The sequence below is a fragment of the Penaeicola halotolerans genome, assembly GCF_016464625.1.
Lineage (GTDB): Bacteria > Bacteroidota > Bacteroidia > Cytophagales > Cyclobacteriaceae > Penaeicola > Penaeicola halotolerans.
Genome location: NZ_JAEAGO010000005.1, coordinates 1 through 15,972 on the forward strand (window position 1 = coordinate 1; position 15,972 = coordinate 15,972).

Sequence of the window (15,972 nt, forward strand, 5' to 3'; positions counted from 1 at the left end):
TTAGCTCAGCTGGTTCAGAGCATCTGCCTTACAAGCAGAGGGTCGGGGGTTCGAATCCCTCAACTCCCACTTCATCTTCAATAGCTACCTATCAGAGGTCAGCAATTATTTTCTTGGGAGTTTAGCTCAGCTGGTTCAGAGCATCTGCCTTACAAGCAGAGGGTCGGGGGTTCGAATCCCTCAACTCCCACTTCATCTCTCCTTTCTATCATATCCATTTCTTAGTTTAAAAGTTCATCTACATTGCGATCATCTCACTTGCGGTGATTAATTTGCAACATGAATATCAAAGCGATCTGTACTGACATAGACGGTACGCTCCTAAATGCTGACAGGGTGCTCTCCAAGCAAACTTTAGCCACTTTTAAACAGCTTCCTAAGGATTTTCCAGTTATCCTGACTTCATCACGCATGCCTTCTGCCATGATGCATTTGCAAGCAGACCTAGGCATTTTGCACAGCCCCCTGATTTGCTACAATGGTGGACTAGTCTTAGATTTTCCCCAAGGGCAAGATACCATCCTGAGCGATACGCGCATCTCTCCTCTTCTGACCTCAGAGATCATCCAAGCAGCAGCTTCTACCAATGTTCACATCAGCCTTTATGCCGAAGATGAATGGATCGCCACTGCTGATGATGTATGGCTAGCTAGAGAGATTAATAACACCAAAGTAAAGCCAACAGCTATCGGCTTACCAGAAACTTTATCATCATGGCGATCGGCTACTACGGGAACACACAAGGTCATGTGCATGGGGGGTGCAATGGAGATCGATTGGCTCTATCAAACACTTGAAAATAGACTTGGTAATGCGCTACACCTCTATCGCTCTAAAGACACCTATATCGAGATCGCTCCCAAAGCTATCTCCAAGGCCTCAGGAATAGAGATTCTCTTGAAGGAAAAGTATCCTCATATCCACATGCAGGAAGTAGCTGCCTTCGGTGATAACTACAATGACATAGACATGCTCCAAGCTGTAGGTATAGGCGTAGCAGTAGGCAATGCCCGTGAAGAAGTAAAAGCTGTGGCCAATGAAGTCACTTCTGCAGGCAAAGAAGATGGTGTGGCTCTTTTTATCAAAAACTTTATTTTATCACAACAGATCTGATCCATCCTCTACTTCTTCTACGGCCATTTTCAAGAAATCATAGAAGGGCTTCATGGTTCGGAAAGTCTCCACTGATTGTTCTAGATATTTACCAGAGCGAATGGATTGGTCTGATAGTGGAGCAGAGGCTACGAAGCTCTTATATTTAAGCAATTCTATATACGGATGATCCGTGGCATAATCCTTTGGCGAGTTTTTCAATTGATCACCCTCTATACTTCCAAAAGTCTTTGTAAACTCTGGCTCTTGAATAATCTGCTCTAGTTGCGCTCCTGAGTAGTCGATCTCTTTGCGAATTTTCTTGAGGATATCCGCTGGTGGCATATAGATACCTCCTCCTACGAAACTCTCTCCTGGCTGTATGTGGACATAAAAACCTGGCCCCATGGATTTTTTACCTCCTGCAGCAAAGTAGGCTGACATATTGGATTTATAAGGCGCCTTGTTAGGGCTAAATCGCACATCTCTATTCATCCTAAAAATGCAATCCTTAGGAGTCAACAAACTGATCGCAGGATCAAGGATAGAAGCCTCCTTGAGCATAAAGGCAACATCTTCTAGAAAAGCCTCTTTTACTGACAGGTACCAATTTCTATTGGCATCCATCCATTCCTTATTATTATTTTCAGCTAGACTTGACAGGAAGTCTAAGAGCTCATTTGCGTTATTTTTAGCCATGCAATAAAAAGTAAAAACTCATCACAATGTTTGAGCGATTAGATAAAATCTACCAATTTCTCTAAGCCCATACTGCGACTACCTTTGATCAGGATATGCTGTCCTTCCCACTTGGAGTCTCCCAGCCAGACTCGAAGAGAAAATGGATCAGGAAAATAAAGTGCTCTTGGAATTTCGGGAATGGCCGCTTTGATTTTATCGCCAGTGAGGATGATTTTGTCTATCCCAGAGTCCTTGAGTAGCGTACCAATCTTCAAATGCTCCTCCACTTCAGTTTCGCCAAGTTCATACATATCACCTAGTATGATGACCTTAGGACTAACTTTCATGGCTGCGAAGTTTTCTATGGCTGCTTTCATGGAGGTTGGGTTGGCATTGTAGGCATCTAGGATGATGGTATTCGTTCGCTTTTGAATCAGCTGTGACCTCATATTGGCTGGCACATAATCCCTGACAGCTGCTAGCGCATCTGATGCTAACACATCGAAGTATTTACCTATACAGAGTGCCAAAGCAATATTCTCGAAATTATACCCTCCTAGCATATTTGTCTGAACTACCTCACCATCAGCAGACTCAATGCTCACATATGGCTCCGCCTCCACATAAGTACATGGTGCAAAATCATCCGCAGCAGGATAAGTGATGGGTATCTCAAAGCCTCGATCAGCCGCCATCTTGACCAGATGCTGATTGGTGGTGTTTAAGAAGATATTCTGTCCATGCTTGGCGATATAATCATACATTTCACCTTTTCCTTTACGCACGCCCTCTTCACTACCAAATCCCTCGATATGTGCTTTGCCAACATTGGTAATCAGCCCGAAATCTGGCTCTGCGATCTCTACCAGCTCTTTGATATCGCCTTGCTTATTGGCACCCATCTCTATGATAGCAAACTCCACTCCCTCTCTCAACTGCAATAGTGTCAAAGGCACGCCAATGTGGTTGTTCAGATTTCCTTGAGTAGCGAGTGTTTTATACTTCTTGGACAGCACCGCATTGATGAGCTCCTTAGAAGTGGTTTTTCCATTTGAGCCTGTCAGTGCTAGTATAGGGATATTAAACTGCCTGCGATGGTGTCTAGCTAGCGCCTGAAGTGACTGCAGGACATCCTCCACCAAAAAGTATCGCCCGTCTTTCTGAAAACTAGCATCATCTATGACTGCGGCTATGGCACCTTTTGCTATTGCTTCTTCTGCGAGTTGGTTTGCATTGAAATTGGGGCCTTTGAGAGCAAAAAACAAGTTGCCTTCAGTGATTTTGCGCGTGTCTGTGTTGACACCTGTAGAGCGGAGGAAGAGATCGTATAGTTTTTCCATGCGTTTAAAAATATCAGTAAATATAAGTGGAATAGGTAGTAATAAGAGGTCTTTTACTTAGTTTTATCATCAAATATGCCTGATCAAAAATTCATATTTTCTTTCATCCTTGTCTCACTTTTGACACTTACATTTCCTATCAAAGGACAAAACCTACCTAGCTATGAATGGGTAAGTCAACTCCCTGTGTCGATAGCTGGAGAGGAACTTCCTCTTGCCTTAGCTGGCGGTCTCAATGCCCCTCAGTTTAACACGATGGACTTGAATGGAGATGAACTGGAAGATTTGGTAATATTTGAAAGGTCCTCAGGTCGCATATTAACTTTCTTAAATCTCAATAAATCCTATCAATACGCGCCAGATTATGCCCAGCTCTTCCCCGCTGATGTGATCAATTTTATGATTTTGATCGATTATGATGGAGATGGTAAAAAGGACCTTTTCACCTCTACCTCTTTTGGTATCAAAGTCTATCAGCAAGTGAGTAAAGGAAAGACTCCTCGCTGGCAACTAAAATCCCCCTATCTCAAGACCAAAGAAGGCATCAATGTACAAGTAAACGGCACTGATATACCTGCCATCACGGATGTCAATGGAGATGGTGATTTGGATATTTTAGCTTATAATTTTGCTGTTGGGGGATTTATAGAGTATTATGAGAATCTTAGCTTGGAACAAAATAATGGTCTTTCTGAACTGGTTTTTGAAAAGAAATCCATGGCTTGGGGAGACTTTGAAGAGTGTGACTGCAATGTCTTCTCCTTTGGCAAGCGATGTGATGGCTCTGCACTCAGCAGTCGTATGCCTAGAAAAGCCATACAGCATGCAGGAGGTAAAAGCATTCTATTGAGAGACTTCAATGGAGATGGTCTAAAAGATCTACTTATCGGTCATGAGCTTTGTCCTGAGCTTTATTTCCTTCCTAATACTGGTACTCCCGAAAAGGCGAAATTTGAGTCTTTCAGTAATCGATTCCCAACTAATAACCCTGCCAACTTCCACATATTTCCTGCTGCCTATTGGCTAGAAAATACAGCCAGTGGAACTCCACAACTCATCGTCAGCACCAATGCCCCAGATAATGTCTCTGATATGATAGACTTTCAGCAGTCAGTATGGCAATACAGTTTTTCAAAAGATAGCAAGGATCAACCGACACTTAAAAGTAAAAGCTTTCTCCAAGCTGAAATGATAGATCTTGGTGAACATGCCTATCCTATGCTGATTGACTTTGATCGGGATGGTCTGACTGATCTCCTGCTCAGTTCTAGAGGTACTTTGAAAAAAGGAAAACTTATCAGTCAAGTATATTACTTCAAAAATACTGGTAGTAAAAAAGCCCCCACATTCACCCTAATCCAAGATGACCTGTGGCAACTCAGTAAACTCCAACTGAAGGACATGAAGCCTCAGCTAGCCGATCTTGATGGAGATGGCAAGCTTGACTTGATCATAAGTTATACTGATGGACTTCCTTACAGGAAAAAGTTTTACTGGATAGCTGGTAAGGGGACTTATGATTTTGATATCAAAGATAGAAAGCCATTAACTGTCTCACTCAGAGCTAAGGACGATTTCATTTTTAAAGATTTAAACAAGGATCAAAAAGCTGACCTATTGGTAGGCAGTATGACAGGTGAGCTTATCACTTACATGCAGACTAAGCCTGAAGTCTTTGAAATTTCTCAGCGTGATCACTTGGGTATATCAGACAATCCAACCCGAAGAAATCTCACTCTAGCCATCGCTGATATCAATCAAGATGGCACTGAAGACCTACTGACTACAGACTATAGTGGTCGATTGACAGTGTATTTAGACTTCCTAAATAAAACTCCGACTAAAGAACTCCTCTATGTGCAAAATGAAATCACACAAACGAAGCATGCTACACGACTGGGCTATCAAAACTGGCTAAGTGCAGGAGTGCTATTTGGTAGTGATCTCCAAGACATATTGATCGGTACTTCAGAGGGTGGCATCAGAATACTCCAAGCAAGGCAGGATAATTTACCTACAATACAATTGAGTGGATTTCCTAATCCAGCAACAGAAGAGATCAATCTCATCGCTAATCAATCGATCAGTGTACAGATGTATAATCAAATTGGTCTAAGAGTGGGACAAAAAATTATTTTGACCGCCAATGAAATCACTACGGTCTCTTTGACAAATATTCCTTCTGGAACATATATCATACAATCCATCGATGATCCTCAAGTGCGCTACACTTTTCTAAAAAAGTAATGGTCAGCTCATAGAACTGACCATTTCATAGGTGTCTGGATAAATGTCTTTATCCTTTAAGACGCATATTAATAGCTATTTTGATGCCTTGCAAGGCTTTTTTTAAGTTTCTAATCGAAAAGAGTCCCCATCCATCCAAGCAGGAAACTTCTCTCTGTAGTGATTTAGCGCTTTAGCTGAAAGCGTAACTTCTATAATACCAGCCACTTCACTCAAGGCTGTCAAGCGATCTCCTTTACAATCATATACAGCAGAGTGACCGTTATAGTCTACCTCTAAGCCATCTACTCCTATGCGATTGACACCTGCTACATAAGCGTGATTTTCAATGGCGCGCGCTGGCAAGAGTTTGTCCCAAGCCTGCACTCTTTTAGCTGGCCATGAAGCTACATAGAAGGCAAAGTCATAAAGCAACTTCCTCTCTTGGAGCACATTGCGAGACCAAACAGGGAAACGTAAATCGTAACAAACTTGTGGGAGTATATTCCAGCCTTTTACGGCAAATGTCTTCAGCTCTTGACCAGCAGCATAGTGTTCTTCTTCTTTGGCCATTCGAAACAAGTGGCGCTTGTCATAATAGCCTAAAGCACCATCAGGATAGACCCATATCAAGCGATTGTAATAGTTTCCTTGATCATTGATCACTACACTTCCAGTGATGACTGACTGAAGTCTACTCGCCATTTGTCTCATCCACTTGGTAGTGTGTAGCTCCATGGGTTCAGCGACCTTTTCGGGTGTCATGGTGAAACCCGTAGTAAACATCTCTGGCAAAATGATCAGGTCAGTCTTAGCAGCCAGTGAGGAAAGTATCTCTTCTACATGTGCTCTATTAGCTACTGGATCATGCCAATAGACATCCATCTGTACTAGGGCGATATGAAGGTCTTCTTTGATCAACGAAGCGGATAAATCATGCGATAGTCTGTATCTACTCTACCTTTGCTGATATTCATCAGTTTGCTCTTGATCATGCGCTTTTTGAGACCATTGAGATAGTCAATGAACAAGATACCCTCTAGGTGATCATACTCATGCTGAATCACTCTCGCTGTCATCTCACTAAACTCTTCCTCCTTCAGCTGCCAGTTTTCATCATAGTACTGAAGCGTAAGTTTGTCTGGACGGATGATATCAGCCCTCACATCTGGTATGCTTAGACAGCCTTCTTCAAAAGAAAAATCATCTCCATATTCATCCAGAAGCACTGGGTTAATGAAGGCCTTTCTGATACCATCTTCAGGCTTTTCTTCCATGAGAGTAGAATCTATCACAAAAAGTCTGATTCCTTTATTGATTTGTGGAGCGGCTAGACCTACTCCATTGGCATGATCCATGGTTTCAAACATGTCTGCTATGAGCGGTTTGAGATCAGGATGGCCTTCTTCGATATCTACTGCTAGTTTTTTGAGTATGGGATCCCCATAAGCTACGATAGGATAAATCATATCATCTGGTCCAGATAGGACTGTAAAATTATTGTTGCACTTACTTTGTCTATGTTGCCCGCTTTTTCTTTGCGGTCTTTTTTCTTACTTCCTCCTGCTATCATGGCTTGAAGTGCCATCTTGGAGGTGAATCGCTCATCGATGAGTTTAACGGGTAGCTGAGGGAATTTAACTTTCAGTTTCTCCACAAAATCTCTCACTCCCGCTGTGGATTGAGTGTCTTCATTTTGGAGGTTTTTAGGCATCCCTACTACCAATGTTTCAACAGATTCCTTTTGGCAATAAGTTTCTAAAAACTTGAAAATCTGGTCGTTTGCAATAGTGTCTAAAGGAGAAGCGATCATTTTAAGTGGATCTGTAACAGCTACTCCTACCCTTTTAGACCCATAGTCTATGGCTAGTACTCTTCCCATTAATTCCACTTTGATTTTTCAGCCAAGAGTTGCTTGACCTCTTTTTCTAGCATGAGTGCTTTAGGAAAAAGTATCTCATTTTCGATGCCTGCATGTATTTGGAGGATTTTCTCTAGGCGCTTCAGCTCATCGTAAAGAACCTTAATTGCAATATGAGAAACATCCTTGTCATCATAGTTTTGCGTGATCTTTCGGATGCCTTCCATCTCATCGTCATGCGCGTCATGCTCCATCGCAAATCGCTGCATGCTATGCTTTTCTAACTGATAATAAAGTTCTGACGGCTTATAAGAGCCCTTGACTGCTTTTTGCATCACTTCGATATGATGAAAGAGCGTATCTTCTTCTTGATAGATATGATGGATAAAATCTTCCACGAAAAGAGGGAACACCATTTTGAGATCCTCCAAGATCTCCTTGTGTGAAACGGGAAAATCTTTGATTCCTTCTATCAAAGAAGCGATGAAAGGAAGCTTGTGCTTGATGAATATAAAGTGTGCGTGACGCAAGTATTCAAGCAATAAATCAATAGGATAATTGAATACCTCTGGCTTGATATCTGTATCATACGCTACTGATTCTTCCAGCTTTTTGATCACATACTCTGGTTTGAGCCCGTTTTTTTGGCAAACCTCCGCGAGGGTATCTTCAGAATAGTCATAAAATCGAATGCCAAAATAGTACAGCACAGAGGCAAATACATAGTTGTCACCAACTATATCTGTGATCTTTTGATGCTGTAAGGTCGATTTTTTCATATGCTTGATACAAAAGTAATAAAAAATAACCAGTCGTAGTTCCAAATGCCCTTTCGAATGAGCTATGATTTATTGATCAAAACGAAAAGGTATTTTAGATCGTTATACCGTATATTTGGAATTACCATTTGGTTAAAAATAACTTTTAATTTTAAAATACACTACTTGTGAAAGAAGAAAAAAACACCAAATCACAGATCAGACTGCCTTTTTTGTTGGCTGTAGCGATCTGTGCGGGTATTTTGATCGGAGCAAACTTCGCAGAACCTAGTTCGGCTAAAGAGAATGACCTGATCACTAACTTCAACAAAATCAGAGAAGTCCTCACCTTCATCACTCGTGACTATGTAGACTCTGTCAATGTAGACGAGATCGTGGAGCACGGGATCAATAGCATGTTAGAAAAACTCGACCCACACTCAAGCTATCTGCCTGCCAAAGAGGTAGAAATCTCTAGAGCACAACTCGAAGGAGGCTTTGATGGAATCGGAGTAGAGTTTGCCCTCATCAGAGACACGCTATATGTGGTCGCACCACTCAATGGCGGGCCATCAGAGAAAGCTGGCATCATCGCTGGGGATAAGATCATCACAGTAGATGAAGATACGATAGCAGGTACTGGCCTGACCAATAATGACGTCTTTACGCTACTTAGAGGGCCTAAGGGAAGCCAAGTAAAACTTGGTATTTACAGAAAAGGTGAAAAAGACTTGCTCAAGTTTGACATCATCCGAGATAAAATCCCTCAAAATTCAGTCACTGCTGCCTACATGGTAGATAGTGAGATCGGCTATATCAAAGTATCTAACTTCGGAGCTAATACTTACGAGGAGTTTGTAGAAAATATGAACCGACTCAAAAACGAAGGCATGACCAAAATGATCCTTGACTTACAGGGTAATCCTGGGGGTTACATGGGGGCTGCTATCAATATGGCGGATGAATTCATCGCTGGTAATTCACTCATCGTCTCTCAGGATAGTAAAGAGAAAAGATATACTGCCAAAGCATATGCGATGCGTACGGGAGGATTTGAGCGAGGTTCTGTGATCGTCCTGATCAATGAAGGTTCTGCTTCTGCCTCCGAGATCGTAGCGGGTGCGCTTCAGGACAATGACAGAGCACTGGTAGTCGGTAGAAGATCTTTTGGTAAGGGTCTCATCCAACGTCCTATCGAACTGGTAGATGGCTCTGAATTGAGACTGACAATCGCTCGATACTACACACCAAGTGGCAGATCTATCCAAAAGCCTTATGAAGACAGAGAGGATTATGCGCTAGATTACTACAATAGATTCGAGCAAGGAGAGTTTTTCAGTGCTGATAGCATCAAATTCAACGACTCCCTCAAATACGAAACTGCTAAAGGCAGAACTGTCTATGGTGGTGGTGGTATCATGCCTGACTATTTTGTCCCAATCGATACTACGATGGGTAGTGCCTATGTCAACAGACTCAATAATAGTGGCGCGCTGAGAGAGTTTGTTTCTTCTTATGTTTCTAAAAACGAGAAAAAACTAGATCAAATGAGCTTTGAGGAGTTTTATAGAAACTATAAAGTCACTGATGATATGCTTCAGCAACTCATCAATACGGGCAAAAACAATAAGATAGAGTTTGCTGAAAAAGACTATGCGCGCTCTAAAGAATTCTTACGCATATTAGTAAAAGCCAATATCGCTAGGACAGTATTTGATGATAGTGGATTCTACAAAGTCATCAATGATGTCAATGAAGTGTATGTGGAAGCACTAAAGCTTTTTGACAAAGCAGAGGAGCTTGCATCAAGATAAAATCATGGCAGTCAGTCCCTAGGGCTGACTGTTTTGTTTTGGGATAGAATCATTTTCTGATCCCTAGTATTTTACTTAATTTTAAGCGTTAATAAACTCAAAAAAACGTCATCACTATGGCCTATTACTATCGCCTAGGAGATATTCCTCCCAAAAGACATACACAGTTTAGACAGCCAGATGGCAGTCTTTACAAAGAAGAACTAGTCAGTTCTCATGGTTTCTCTGGGATCTACTCGAATCTCTACCATATACACAACCCTAATACTGTCAAGTCTATAGGAGAGCCAAAACCCTACAAATGGGAGATCGCTAAGGACTATGGCTTGAAGCAAACCCACCTAAACACCTCTAAACTAGAGACGACTGGAGATGACTATCTGGAGGCTAGAAGAGTGCTCTTGATGAATAATGATGTCAACATGGCCATCTGCATCCCTAAGCAGCGCAAGATGGATTACTATTATAAAAATGCTGATGGAGACGAAGTAGTATTCGTCCACGATGGCAATGGCTACATGTATTCACAGTTTGGTAAGCTACGCGTCAGAAAAGGGGACTATATCGTCATTCCAAGAACGACTATTTACAGATTTGAATGGGAAGAAGGCCCTTTAAGATTACTCATCATGGAGTCGCTTGGCCCTATCGAGACCGTAAAGCGCTATAGAAACGAACTAGGTCAGCTACTAGAGCACTCGCCTTATTGTGAGCGAGACATCAGGCCTCCTGGTGAGCTTGTTAGAGAAGAAGCTAAGGGCAGCTATCTCGTGCAAATCAAAAAACAAGGCTACTTACATCAATATGAATACGCACACTCTCCGATGGATTTAGTGGGATGGGATGGTTTCTTGTATCCTTATGCACTCTCTATCCATGACTTTGAGCCGATTACTGGACGTATCCATCAGCCACCTCCCGTACATCAGACATTTCAAGCTTGGGGTTTTGTGATTTGTTCTTTTGTACCTAGGCTATTTGACTATCACCCTCAGGCGATCCCTGCTCCATACAATCACTCGAATATAGATTCGGATGAAGTGCTATACTATGTAGAGGGTAATTTCATGAGTAGAAAAGGGATAGATAGAGGTTCATTCACACTACACATGGGTGGTCTACCGCATGGCCCTCACCCGGGCACTGTGGAGAAAAGCATTGGCGCCAAGGAAACTGAAGAACTTGCCGTGATGCTAGATACCTTTAGACCACTTCATCTTACAACAGATGCTTTAGCCTTTGTGGATGATAAGTACCCGATGAGCTGGACAGAGTAGTATTTATATGCCTATACAAAAAACAGAGCTATCGATTGATAGCCCTGTTTTTTTATGTCATTCAAAAGGTGATTCTCTTTGAATTTTGATCGGCTCTACGTGATATCTGATACCCAGTAGTGGTGCCATCAGTCTGATCTGGTCCTCGGTGAGCCCTTGACCGCTAAGGTAATCAATGCGAACTGGAGCCAGTCCAGCTTGTATCATATCGAGCTTACGAGCTGCTCCTTTTGCCAGATCTATGACTCTTTTAGAATTTTTAGGCAGGCGGTCGTTAACTTTGACTAGTACCTTTTTATTGTTTTTTAGATTAGTGACCAGTACCCATGACCCTAGAGGAAGCGTCTTATGCGCAGCTGTGAGACTATCCATATAAAAAATCTCTCCACTGGCCGTTTTTCTCAAATGAAATTGCTCGGCATAAAAACTAGCTGTTCCCTTCTCAACTAATGGGATGTCTTGGGCAGATACTCCTAAGACACCTAGACAAAAAACACTTATCAATAAAACTCTCAAAATCATAAACTTCCGTTTTTCAAAATCTATTCCACAAATCTTCTCTAGCAGCATCTTGGTCTATAAAGTTTTAAAACCTAATTTTAAATAACTCAAAAGCCTCCTATGAAGATATTGCATACAGCAGACTGGCACCTCGGCAAACGCCTCAACGACTACAGCAGATTAGACGAACAGCGACTCGTGCTAGAGGAAATCTGCCAGATAGCGGATGAGCAAGCTGTAGACCTCGTGCTTATCGCTGGTGATATCTATGATACATTTAACCCTCCCACTGAGGCGACTGAACTGCTTTATAAAACACTTAGAAAACTGAGTAAGGATGGTCAAAGACCCGTGGTGTTGATAGCGGGTAATCATGATTCACCAGACAGGATAGAAGCTCCAGATCCATTAGCGAGAGAGTTGGGGATTATTTTTTATGGCAATTTACAAAGCTCCATCACCCCCTTTAGCTTGGATAATGGACTAGCCGTGACGGCAAGCGAGTCAGGATTCATCCGCTTAGAAGGGCCGCAATTAAGCAGTCCTGTCAATCTCATACTGGCACCCTATGCTAATGAGTTACTTTTAAAGACATTTCTAGGAGAAGAAAATAGAGAAGCGGAGTTACGCACACAGCTCAGTCAAAGGTGGCAAAAGCTCGCTGACAAATACTTTCAAGATGATCAGGTCAATCTATTTATGGGACATCTTTTTTTCATGAAAGAAGGAGAAAAGCCCCAAGAAGAGCCAGAGAGTGAAAGAAGCATCCTCCACATAGGAGGTGCGCAAGCTATATTTAGTAATCTCATTCCTCAAAAAACTCAATATGCAGCTCTCGGACACTTACACAGATATCAGGTCATAGATCGTGATCCTTGTCCGGTAGTCTATAGTAGTTCTCCACTATGCTACAGCTTCAGTGAAGCTGGTCAAGAAAAATGTGTAGTGATTGTTTCAGTGGTTCCTCATGAAACTGCCCTGCTTGAAAAAATTGCCTTGAAACAAGGTAAAGCCCTCGTCAGAAAGCGATTCGAGTCATCAGAAGAAGCACTCATTTGGCTAGAAAGTAATCAAGATAGCTTTGTAGAACTTACGCTCGTGACTGATGAAGCCATATCTGCACAAACTCGCAAAGCACTCTACCAAATGCATCAAGGGATTGTAAGCTTGATTCCTGAGCTGAAAAGCTATCAATCAAATGCTAAAAAAGGACTTGAAGCTGCTGATCTAGGCCAAGATATACGAGAGCTTTTTAAAAAATACTATATGCAGCAAAATGGTCAAGAACCTCATGATGACCTCATGAATATCCTCAATGAAGTGCTAGCCAAAGACGCCTCATGATTCCACAGCTACTAAAGATAAAAGGCATCTACTCTTATAAAGTAGAGCAAGTCATAGACTTTGAAAAACTGATCTCATCGGGTGTATTTGGCATATTTGGTGCAGTAGGAAGTGGGAAATCCTCTATCCTAGAGGCAATGATCTTTGCGCTCTATGGTCGCAGCGACCGACTTAATAAAGGAGGTGATAATCTCTACTACAACATGCTCAATCTACAGTCTGATGAGATGAGCATAGATTTCACCTTCAGCGCGGGAGCAAACAATGACCACCGCTACAGAGCCTTAGTCAAAGCGAAGCGCAACAAGAAAAACTTCGATCAAGTAAAGGCAGATACGCGACAGCTCTATCAGGAAGTCAATGGCGATTGGCAACCAATCTCACAGACCGCTGAAGAAATCATCGGCATGAGCTATGAGCACTTTAAACAAACTATCATCATTCCTCAGGGGAAGTTTCGAGAGTTCATAGATCTAGCACCCAAGGATCGGTCGGAAATGATGAAAGAGCTTTTTCACCTCCATCGATTTGACTTATACGAGCAAAATAAAAAACTCACCAATGAAACTCTGGCAGAACAACAGATCCTGATAGGACAGCTTAGTACGCTAGAAGCATATACCACAGAGGTACTTACCCAACTCCAAGCTGAGGAGTCTGAGCAGAAGAAATCTCTCAAACAACTCGAGCAAAAAGTAAAAGAAGCAAGCCTTCGCGTCAAAGAAATCGAGCAAGTAGCTTCTCTATATGAAGAATATCAGAAGCTTCAAGAAGAACAGCAGCAGCTCTCAAAGGAAAAGCCTGCTATAGATGAAATATCCCATTTGCTACAAGCTGACCAAGAGGCAAAGCTCCACTTCAAAGAAAAGCTCAGACAACTTGAAGACACTACACTTGAAAAAGAGAAAGCCTCCAAAGAAATGGCGCTCTATGATAGTAATGTGAAAAAATTGATCCCCAAGCTGGCATCAGTAGCAGAAACTTATGAAAAAGCCAAAGAAGAGCTTTCAAAAAAATCATATTTCAAAGAGCTGGTTAGGGACTTTAAAACAGTCTTGAAACTCCAATCGCTTCAAAAGGCTGTTGATGATAGCCAAATACTCGCCAAGACAGAATCTGAAAAGGCCAAAAATGCTTTAGCCAAAACGGAGCAAATCTCACAACTGATCACCGAAAAGGAAGTCGCCTTAGAAAAACTAGAGACTGAACTTCCCGACTTGACTATGCTCACTAGAGCTTCTGAGCAAGAAAAAGCCGCTCAAAAACTCCAACAAGAAATCACTCAAAAAGTAGCGCAGATCAAGCAAATTAATGAGAGGTTGGATGTAGATAAAAGAAACCTTGATGATCAAGCATTGAAGCTGCAGGTTTCATTAGACACAATAGATGAAAGTGTGCATGTAGCCCAAAGTGACTTGAAATCTATTCGTGAGCAAGGCCAAAAATGGTTGATCAAACAAGCACTTCTCACGCATGCTGAAAAGCTGCAAGAAGGAGATCCTTGTCCAATTTGTGGCGCAACACATCATCCTGATCTCTTAAAAGCTGAGTCGGACAAACACACAGAAAATCTTCAAAACAGTGAAAACACACTGTTAGAAAAGCTCGATCAGCTACTTCAGCTTCAAAGAGCCTACGACAGCTTCAAATCTGCCGCCTCTGAGCGCGAGAGACAAATCAAGCAACTTGAAAAGGATAATACAGACCTCCAAAATGAACTAAAGCAGCTCCAAGAAAAGCTTCAAGACATCAATCCTAGTGTAGCGCTAGAAAAAGCTAAGTATCAACAAGAGCGCATCAAAAAACTCAAAATAGAAATCTCAGAACTGCGGGCTCAAGAACAAACACTGAGAAAAGAAGCTCAACAAGCCATAGAAAACAGCAATCAACTACAGATAAAATGGAAGGAATTTGAGCAGGCGTATAAGGAGACGATCAGCCAGCTGAACGATCCAGCTAAGGTCAATTTGATCAAAGAGAATACCCCTGAAAAACTAAGAGAAAGAATCGAAAAAGGTGAAATCAAAATCGCTGGCTTGGATAGTACTTTCACTACTGCTGAAAATGAAAAAAGAACTACCGAACTGGAATTGCAAAGAGACAAACAGCAACTGGAGTTTCTCACTAAAAGCCTCTCTACTCTTGACCAAAAGCTAGCAGATATACAGTCAGCCGTAGCAGAAGCCATGCAGTCTTCCCGCTTCAAATCTATAGCAGAAGTACATGATATACTTTCTAAAAACATAGACGTAGCTAAGGAGACCGCAAAAATAGAGTCATTCCGAAAGCGTCAAGATTTCGTGACAGCTAGGCTAGCTACGCTGAATCAACATCAAGCACTCCAATCATATGATCCTACGCTTTATAAGACTTTAGAAAAAGCACTGAAAGAGGCTACACATATCAAAGATGAAGCCTCCAGACAACATGCAGTGATAGAAAAGCAAATCAAAGAGGTTCAGTTAAAACTAGAAGAAAAAGATAAACTGCTTCAGAAAAAAGAAGGTCTAGACCTTCGATTATCCTTACTCAATGAGCTTAGAAGGCTATTTACGGGAAGTGGATTTGTCAACTATATCTCTACGATCTATCTCAAAGAACTCTGTCAGACTGCCAATATTCGCTTCATGACACTTACTAGGAATAGCTTGAGTCTGGAGCTCAATGAAGACAATACCTTTATCGTCAGAGATCATCTCAATGGCGGCAATACCAGACTGCTCAAAACCCTCTCAGGCGGTCAGACCTTCCAAGCAGCACTCTGTCTGGCACTAGCACTGGCAGAAAAAGTAAAGTCTCTCAATCAATCCAATCAAAGCTTTTTCTTCTTAGATGAAGGCTTTGGCTCACTGGATAAAAATTCTCTAAATATCGTTTTTGAGACACTCAAGTCACTGCGCAAGGAAAACAGGATCGTAGGCATCATCTCTCATGTGGAAGATTTGCAGCAGGAGATTGCGCTCTATGCCAATATCACTTTGGACAAAGAAAAAGGAAGTCAGGTGAAGATGAGCTATGAATAAAGATGGACAAAGCTCCTTGAAAAACTTCCGCATTTAATTAAATTACCTTCGATTT

Annotated in this window: 13 protein-coding genes and 1 tRNA gene; 7 read left to right on the forward strand and 7 right to left on the reverse strand. The window is 41.8% G+C overall.

Annotated elements, in window-relative coordinates:
- Positions 1 to 115 precede the first annotated feature (115 nt).
- Positions 116 to 190 (forward strand) — tRNA-Val (locus I5349_RS12385).
- Between the two features lie 89 nt (positions 191 to 279).
- Positions 280 to 1,113, forward strand: coding sequence for a Cof-type HAD-IIB family hydrolase (locus tag I5349_RS12390; protein ID WP_226391097.1), 834 nt, complete (start codon positions 280 to 282; stop codon positions 1,111 to 1,113).
- Here the strand turns inward: I5349_RS12390 and I5349_RS12395 are convergent.
- Together I5349_RS12395 and I5349_RS12400 are read right to left on the reverse strand one after the other, a co-directional pair.
- Positions 1,099 to 1,791 carry a DUF2461 domain-containing protein gene (locus I5349_RS12395; protein WP_226391098.1) on the reverse strand — a complete coding sequence of 231 codons (693 nt, stop codon included), beginning with the start codon at positions 1,789 to 1,791 and terminating at the stop codon, positions 1,099 to 1,101. The two genes, I5349_RS12390 and I5349_RS12395, sit on opposite strands and share 15 nt — an antisense overlap.
- 38 nt (positions 1,792 to 1,829) lie before the next feature.
- Positions 1,830 to 3,113: a UDP-N-acetylmuramoyl-tripeptide--D-alanyl-D-alanine ligase gene (locus I5349_RS12400; RefSeq protein ID WP_226391099.1), complete on the reverse strand. Its 1,284-nt coding sequence runs from the start codon at positions 3,111 to 3,113 to the stop codon at positions 1,830 to 1,832.
- Positions 3,114 to 3,188: 75 nt separating this feature from the next.
- On the opposite strand from I5349_RS12400, the gene I5349_RS12405 reads away from it, so the two are divergent.
- A complete protein-coding gene (locus I5349_RS12405; protein WP_226391100.1) occupies positions 3,189 to 5,360 on the forward strand; it encodes an FG-GAP-like repeat-containing protein in 2,172 nt (723 codons plus the stop codon).
- 102 nt (positions 5,361 to 5,462) lie between these two features.
- Here I5349_RS12405 and I5349_RS12410 read toward each other — a convergent pair whose 3' ends face one another.
- The 4 genes from I5349_RS12410 to I5349_RS12425 are packed head-to-tail and all read right to left on the reverse strand — an operon-like array spanning position 5,463 to position 7,979.
- Positions 5,463 to 6,260: an amidohydrolase gene (locus tag I5349_RS12410; protein WP_226391101.1), complete on the reverse strand. Its 798-nt coding sequence runs from the start codon at positions 6,258 to 6,260 to the stop codon at positions 5,463 to 5,465.
- On the reverse strand, positions 6,257 to 6,808 hold the full coding sequence (gene def / locus I5349_RS12415) for a peptide deformylase (protein WP_226391102.1): 552 nt from the start codon (positions 6,806 to 6,808) through the stop codon (positions 6,257 to 6,259). The genes I5349_RS12410 and def overlap by 4 nt, the downstream gene beginning before the upstream one ends.
- The gene (gene ruvX / locus I5349_RS12420; RefSeq protein ID WP_226391103.1) at positions 6,805 to 7,221 is read right to left on the reverse strand and encodes a Holliday junction resolvase RuvX; all 417 of its coding nucleotides are present in this window, start codon (positions 7,219 to 7,221) and stop codon (positions 6,805 to 6,807) included. The genes def and ruvX overlap by 4 nt, the downstream gene beginning before the upstream one ends.
- Complete coding sequence (locus tag I5349_RS12425) at positions 7,221 to 7,979, reverse strand: iron-sulfur cluster repair di-iron protein (protein ID WP_226391104.1); 759 nt, start codon at positions 7,977 to 7,979, stop codon at positions 7,221 to 7,223. The genes ruvX and I5349_RS12425 overlap by 1 nt, the downstream gene beginning before the upstream one ends.
- A gap of 167 nt (positions 7,980 to 8,146) precedes the next feature.
- Between I5349_RS12425 and I5349_RS12430 the strand changes: the two genes are divergently transcribed.
- Entirely contained in the window at positions 8,147 to 9,772 is a 1,626-nt protein-coding gene (locus I5349_RS12430; RefSeq protein WP_226391105.1) for a S41 family peptidase, read from the forward strand.
- A gap of 116 nt (positions 9,773 to 9,888) precedes the next feature.
- The gene (locus I5349_RS12435; RefSeq protein WP_226391106.1) at positions 9,889 to 11,049 is read left to right on the forward strand and encodes a homogentisate 1,2-dioxygenase; all 1,161 of its coding nucleotides are present in this window, start codon (positions 9,889 to 9,891) and stop codon (positions 11,047 to 11,049) included.
- A gap of 57 nt (positions 11,050 to 11,106) precedes the next feature.
- Here the strand turns inward: I5349_RS12435 and I5349_RS12440 are convergent, their stop codons facing one another.
- On the reverse strand, positions 11,107 to 11,571 hold the full coding sequence (locus I5349_RS12440; RefSeq protein WP_226391107.1) for a septal ring lytic transglycosylase RlpA family protein: 465 nt from the start codon (positions 11,569 to 11,571) through the stop codon (positions 11,107 to 11,109).
- A 99-nt stretch (positions 11,572 to 11,670) separates the two neighbouring features.
- On the opposite strand from I5349_RS12440, the gene I5349_RS12445 reads away from it, so the two are divergent.
- Together I5349_RS12445 and I5349_RS12450 are read left to right on the forward strand one after the other, a co-directional pair.
- On the forward strand, positions 11,671 to 12,894 hold the full coding sequence (locus I5349_RS12445) for a metallophosphoesterase family protein (protein ID WP_226391108.1): 1,224 nt from the start codon (positions 11,671 to 11,673) through the stop codon (positions 12,892 to 12,894).
- A complete protein-coding gene (locus I5349_RS12450; protein ID WP_226391109.1) occupies positions 12,891 to 15,917 on the forward strand; it encodes an AAA family ATPase in 3,027 nt (1,008 codons plus the stop codon). Before I5349_RS12445 ends, I5349_RS12450 begins: the two co-directional genes overlap by 4 nt.
- The last annotated feature ends 55 nt before the right edge of the window (positions 15,918 to 15,972 follow it).